Source organism: Leptolyngbya cf. ectocarpi LEGE 11479 (assembly GCF_015207065.1).
Lineage (GTDB): Bacteria > Cyanobacteriota > Cyanobacteriia > Phormidesmidales > Phormidesmidaceae > Leptothoe > Leptothoe ectocarpi.
The window spans coordinates 1-5,728 of the sequence record NZ_JADEXP010000404.1; the positions used below are offsets into that span (position 1 = coordinate 1).

5 protein-coding genes are annotated in these 5,728 nt (G+C 52.6%); 1 reads left to right on the top strand and 4 read right to left on the bottom strand.

What is annotated here, in order from left to right:
- Positions 1-40: 40 nt before the first annotated feature.
- The 3 genes from IQ260_RS26875 to IQ260_RS26885 are packed head-to-tail and all read right to left on the bottom strand — an operon-like array spanning position 41 to position 3,666.
- Positions 41-1,060 carry a phage tail protein gene (locus IQ260_RS26875; RefSeq protein WP_193996152.1) on the bottom strand — a complete coding sequence of 340 codons (1,020 nt, stop codon included), beginning with the start codon at positions 1,058-1,060 and terminating at the stop codon, positions 41-43.
- Between the two features lie 9 nt (positions 1,061-1,069).
- Positions 1,070-3,244 carry a putative baseplate assembly protein gene (locus tag IQ260_RS26880; protein WP_193996153.1) on the bottom strand — a complete coding sequence of 725 codons (2,175 nt, stop codon included), beginning with the start codon at positions 3,242-3,244 and terminating at the stop codon, positions 1,070-1,072.
- A gap of 20 nt (positions 3,245-3,264) precedes the next feature.
- Positions 3,265-3,666, bottom strand: a complete 402-nt coding sequence (locus IQ260_RS26885) for a GPW/gp25 family protein (RefSeq protein ID WP_322745057.1) — start codon at positions 3,664-3,666, stop codon at positions 3,265-3,267.
- Positions 3,667-3,843: 177 nt separating this feature from the next.
- Between IQ260_RS26885 and IQ260_RS26890 the strand changes: the two genes are divergently transcribed.
- Positions 3,844-4,053: a Nif11-like leader peptide family natural product precursor gene (locus IQ260_RS26890; RefSeq protein WP_193996154.1), complete on the top strand. Its 210-nt coding sequence runs from the start codon at positions 3,844-3,846 to the stop codon at positions 4,051-4,053.
- A 343-nt stretch (positions 4,054-4,396) separates the two neighbouring features.
- Here the strand turns inward: IQ260_RS26890 and IQ260_RS26895 are convergent, their stop codons facing one another.
- Complete coding sequence (locus tag IQ260_RS26895; protein ID WP_193996155.1) at positions 4,397-5,668, bottom strand: pentapeptide repeat-containing protein; 1,272 nt, start codon at positions 5,666-5,668, stop codon at positions 4,397-4,399.
- Positions 5,669-5,728: the final 60 nt, after the last annotated feature.

The window sequence follows — 5,728 nt, forward strand, 5'->3', positions numbered from 1 at the left end:
GGGGAAGGGGGAAGGGGGAGTTGCGGTGCTCTGTTTTGGGTTAAACTCTGGGTTCGATAGAGAGGTTGTAGCTGCAGAAAGCTGGTTTTTCCTGTTCGATGATGGTGTGAATTAAAGTCTCATCTAGGGGATGGTCTGCGGTCGGTCTGAGGTGAACGTTAAAATGATAGGGAATGTTGCCACTGAGGATAGTGGATTGGCCCATGACGGTGTGTCCGAGCACATGGCCCTGGCTAAAACTCTCGTGGATGCCAATGGATTTTTGCGATTCATCGGGGATATGGTCATCTAGGGGCAGACCGCTCGCCAGATGCAGGTAAAACCGCAGACCGCGACGGGTGCCGCGCCAGCGATAAATCTCCATGGCATAGCGAATTAGGGCTCGCTGTTGGGCCAAACTGAGAGGGCCTTGAAACGACCAGCCAACCCAGTGGGCGAGAAATGGCAGCATCGCCTGGGGTGCGGTCAACGGGTCGAGATAGGCCCACTGCTGGTCGAGAATGTCAACGGTGGGTTCAAAGGCGGTTTCAAAGATTTTGAGCAGCCGACCGACAAAATCAACATTGCGGTAGATGTCGGGGAGAAAGTTGAGATATAGGCTGGGTGGTCTAACTAATAGTTGAAAGGAGCTAATGTGTTCTTGACTGTGCCCGCGAGCGGTGAAGGCTGTGACACTGAGCTGCCCCGTATAATCCAGTTTGAGGGGCAGCTGTTCAGGGGCAACGGTGCGTTCAAAAAAATCGGGTGCGATCGCAAAATAGACCACCGCCTCCATCTGATGACGTCCTGGTAAGACAGACCCCTCCGTCCGCAGCTGCCACCAGCCAGCGGGAATGTCGCCAGTCACAGAAAATTGCAGCTGCAGCGGTTCATCGGAGTGATTTTTAAGCCGGACCACCAGCTCGCTAAATTCACCTGGCTGTAGCCGTAGTTTAGCCTGTAGAGACTGGGGAATGACCGCCTGTCGTGAGAAGACCAGCGCCGACTCGGTGGTCGCTTCTGGCACCTGTAGCGGCATCAGCTCCAGACTCATCAGCTGTCCCGTTTGCACCTTTGACATCGGACTCTCCTAACTGATGAGACTAATAGTGTGTCCTGAGCGCAGCTGGGCATCGGCCCAAGAGCAGACCAGTCCTAAAGGGCCAGGCTTAACCACATTGTCGGGGGCTAGCTGACGCACCCAGCCCGTACTCTGTCGCCGCACCTCGTATAGCATGACGGCCCCCAAATAGCGCACACCGGTTGTGCCCTGCAGCAGGGTAATAATGTCCGATGGATACACGGCGGTGCCAAAGGGCCAACCATGCCCGTTGCGCCCCCCCACCAAAGGATTTAAAAACCGGTAGAGAGCCACCTGCAGCTCATGCAAAATCGCCTGTTGGGCCTCGGGAGAACCATAGGCCGAATCAATCGCCACCTCTGTTTTTACCGTCACACCCACGTAGTCAGGAGACTGTAGCTTTACCTGCACCCCCAGAGGACGTCGCTCATCTAGATACTGGGTTACCTGCTGGGTCAGCTGGGGGGTGAGATCAAAAGCGCCCGGAGAGATCCCCGCCGCCATCTCGATACTGGCCGTGTTGGCCTGGGGGACAAGCATGACAGTCACCACCCCCGGCTGATTGTTCATTTGTTGTGGACAAATGCTGCGGGCCACGGCTCCCTGACTGCCCTCAATGGCCAGGGTCTCAAAGTCTTCCGGTGTTACCGCTCGGTCACGGGTACGCAACAGACGGGGCACCCGCAGCACCGCCTCATCTAAAGATTCGGCATCGGCCCCGTGGTGGGCGGCGCCATGGTTGATCACCGAGGCCACGTAGGGCACCGCTGACTTAATTACCCGCAGGGTGTGGGGCTGCACATTGCCTTGCTGGCCGCCCCCCGTACGGTAGGCTTGCATGGTGAGAATGGCCCCCCTGGGAGGTACCGCTCCATACTGTCGCTCTAGCAGCTGGGGCGCGGTGGTGAGGACGCTGGTGCCGGTGGACTGCTGTTGCGATCGCACCCTTGTCGCCGTTTTTAGCTGTCCCGGTTCTCGAATCAGCGGTCCAAACTGCAACATCCCCGTCAGCGAATCAATCGTATAGTGACAATCCTCTGGGCCAGAGTCAGCAAAATCAGTCACCTCTTGCCAATTTTGTTGACTCCCATTTGGCAAAATCACCGATAAAAACTCCGCTTCACCGCGTGGTAAAACAGGTCGGCTCTGGAGCTGAAAACTTTGCCCCGGTTGACCATCGCTCTCTCCCAACAGCTCGCCCTGAATCAGCGTACACTGGCTAGCATCGATGGTGCCGCCGATAGAACGAGCCGCCACGCTAAGTAATCGAGGCGAACTGCTGTAGGCCGGAATGCCCACCCCAGGATCTATGCATACACAGCGCAGCCAGCGACCTCGATAGCTAGCAAAATCAGTGACTGGCAATTGTTGAGGCAGGTGCAGGACCACCTCACCTCGCTGGATATCACTCGTACTCCCTGTATCATAAAAACTAAACCCCCGAGTCTCGTCATCACTCTCTTGCAACAGCACCGACACCCAGCGCTGACCGTTCCAAGCCTCCCATTTACGGGGCGGCGCTTCAGGGCGAATCCCCGTTGGTGTAGCCGTTTCTCCCTCAAAATTTAGGGCAATTACATTTCCTTCTAAAGCCTGGTCTGGGTCGAGCACCAGATAAAAGCTGTTGCCAGCCCTAGGAGTGGGGTTAAAAATTGCCTGTTCACTGCCAGACCAATGCCCATCAGCCTGGCGAGCCCAGCGCACAGATAGCCGATCCTGCAACACATTGGGACTATGCTCAGCCGTATCTGCCGTCAGTAAGTGATGAATAAAGGGTAGACCAATAGTCAGGGGGCGATCGGTACTAAAAACAATCGCCTCATCCACCTCAGTCCGCTCTGTCGCCACCTCCACCGCCGCCGGGATTTGGTAGGGCTCCGGCAGGCTAGCCGCCAGATAAAACGTGATCGCTGTGTGGGCCGGGGCCGGAGGCTGCAAGCGAATTCCCAACAACTCTAGAAAGGCTACATAGTTACGGCGCGGCACCTGGTTAAACCGCATCATCATCTGATCGGTGAGCCAGCCAAACAGCTCCACCAGGGTAATCCCCGGATCGCTGGGATTGTGATTAGTCCACTCAGGACAGTAGCGCGGTACCCGCAGCAAACACTCTTCGACCAGGTCCTTAAACTGGCGGTCGTCTAAGTTGGAATTAGGCAGTTTAGGTAGAAAGTCAAAGTCCATAGGGATGACTGCAGGGGGAACTACTCAGGCGATAGCGTCAGATAAAACGGATAAACCAAACTACGCCGATGGTGGCTCTCTCGAATACGATAGTTGACAGTAATGTTGAGACTGGCCGTGTCTGGCATGGGAACAGCTGTCACAGCTTCGACAACTACCCGAGGTTCCCATTTGTGAATAGCTTCACGGGCATAAATCTGGGCTAAAAGTAGGGTGTCATCACTCAGGGGTGCAAAGACCAGCTCGTGGAGTCGAGACCCAAAATCAGGCCGATAAACCCTCTCTCCCAGTCGGGTACTCAGAATGATAACAATCGATTCTTCCAGATTACGTTCTGTATGACTAAGCTGAATTCCACCCTGCAGGGTTAACCGCATTGGAAATCCCCAACCCTGTCCTAAAACTTCTTGCGTGGTGGCCACTGTGTTGATTACTCAAAACTATTGTCAACTTTTTTTGTTATGTTAGCCAGCCCAGATCCAGAAAACTTCCGTAATTCTAACGATTCACAGGAATAGACTGTTTGCCATAAAAAGGATACACAGATGAAATTTTCTTGATTGAATTTCATTCAATTTATTAGGGAGTACCTTTCAGCTATGGCTAGAGAACAGGTTGTTAAACTTTACCGTGAAGCTCAAACAAATACGAATTTACGCAACACGTTGAGTGCTGCCCCTAGCCCAGAATCTTTTGTGGCCATGGCTAACCAAAGAGGATTCTCCTTCACCATTAAAGAATGGCAGGAAATGACTAAGTTCTCCGTAGAAGAATTAGACTGTGAGGTTTCTGAAATTCCTGGAATTTAATAGACTATTCGATTCGAGAGTAACCCGATCACTGATCTTTTTAGATTTTTGTCGCAGCGCGCAAAAATCTAAACCACCTGACCGATTGCCCCTCATGCTCCTATGAATATCATTTATATATTTCCGTAGGGTTTTAGGGCGGTGGTCCGCCCTAACCAGAGGGTGTGGGGAACTCGGCGGGACCCCATGCAGCTGATTTTGCCACTAGTTCAACTACTCAATATGCATTGGTTTAATAACGAGGAAATTGTTATTCATAGCGATAGTTCAGGTGAGATTTGAATAACAGTGAGTTGAGAGTACAAGTCATCCCAAAATTGTGACTTCATTTCTTGACAACGCTCTAATTGCACCTATGCTCACTACCATCAGGCATGATTGTGCCGCAGAGATTGGTGCGATGATCAAACTGAATTCCCTCCAGTGTCGCCCGTTGTAGATTGGCCCCCGACAGATCAGCGCCAGAAAAATCGGTAAAACTAAGATCCGCAGCTTGAAAATTAGCACCCCTCAGATTTGTATTAACAAATCTCACCTGACGTAGATTACTCCCACTCAGGTCGGTCCCCCTCAGATCCAGATTACTAAAGTCGGTGCCTGCTAAATCAGCATTGAGCAGCCGAATACCGGTTGCCACCACATCTTGCAGCTGAGAAGTGGCAAACTCGGTGCCTGTAAAGTCAGCACCCTGAAGGTATGCCCCAGAGAGATTTATTCCGTTTAAGGTAGCTCCACGAAAATCAGCGACCAGAAGATTGGCATTATTCAACTGGGCATCGCTCAGGTCTGCCTGGGTCAAATAGGCACCCGTCAGATCGGCGCGGGTTAAATTAGCTCCGGTCAGAGTGGCACTCTCCAGATAGGCCAAAGCCAAATCAGCTCGGTTCAAATTGGCCCTAGAGAGATCGCCTGAGCGGATATCCGCTGCCCGCAGACTACCATTTTGAAACTCAGCTTCGATCAGTTCTGCCCCTTGTAGATCGGCAATAAAGAAACTGGTCTCGTCTAACTGAGCCTGATGTAAAAGACTACCGCTGAGAAATGTGCCCTCAAAGGTGGCCCCTGTTAGAGTAGCTCCGGTCAAATCGGCACCCCGTAGGTCAGCGCCATCTAAGTTCGCACCCTGCAGATCCACGCCCCGTAAATCGTGATCGCCTAATCCGTGGGTAACCAACTCCCACACCAGCCGCCAGCGATCGTCGAGAATAGTGCGCTGGTCCACAGTTGCATTGGCCAGCTGCGCCCCTTCTAGCTGGGCACCAAACAGGTTTACATTGCTCAGGTTGGCATTACGCAGGTCAACCCGGCTCAGATTAGCCTGATAGAGAAAGGCTCCCTTTAAATCGACACCATTGAGATCGGCATCTGCTAGATTGGCTCTTCGCAGATTGGCCTGTTGTAGAAAGAGACCCCGCAAATCGGCACCCCGTAAATCACACCGAGGGCATTGGCGAGTTTCTTGGAGTTTTGTGAGATCTTTGGGTTTATAGGCATAGCTGGGAAAGCTTGTGAATGCCAGGATGAGGGCTGTTAAACCGATAATTGAGCCTGATTCCACCTCAGTTTGTGTGAGGAGATTGAGGTAACGGTCTCCTCCCGTTGAGAGACGAGGCAATTAACAAGTTACGCATCCAATCGTCATGATATCGGAAGCCATTGAGTTGCTCGAACGGAC

Bases quoted from the DNA above. Each gene is read 5' to 3' on its own strand.
- IQ260_RS26875 (WP_193996152.1), bottom strand. From the start codon at position 1,060: ATGTCAAAGGTGCAAACGGGACAGCTGATGAGTCTGGAGCTGATGCCG.
- IQ260_RS26880 (WP_193996153.1), bottom strand. From the start codon at position 3,244: ATGGACTTTGACTTTCTACCTAAACTGCCTAATTCCAACTTAGACGAC.
- IQ260_RS26890 (WP_193996154.1), top strand. From the start codon at position 3,844: ATGGCTAGAGAACAGGTTGTTAAACTTTACCGTGAAGCTCAAACAAAT.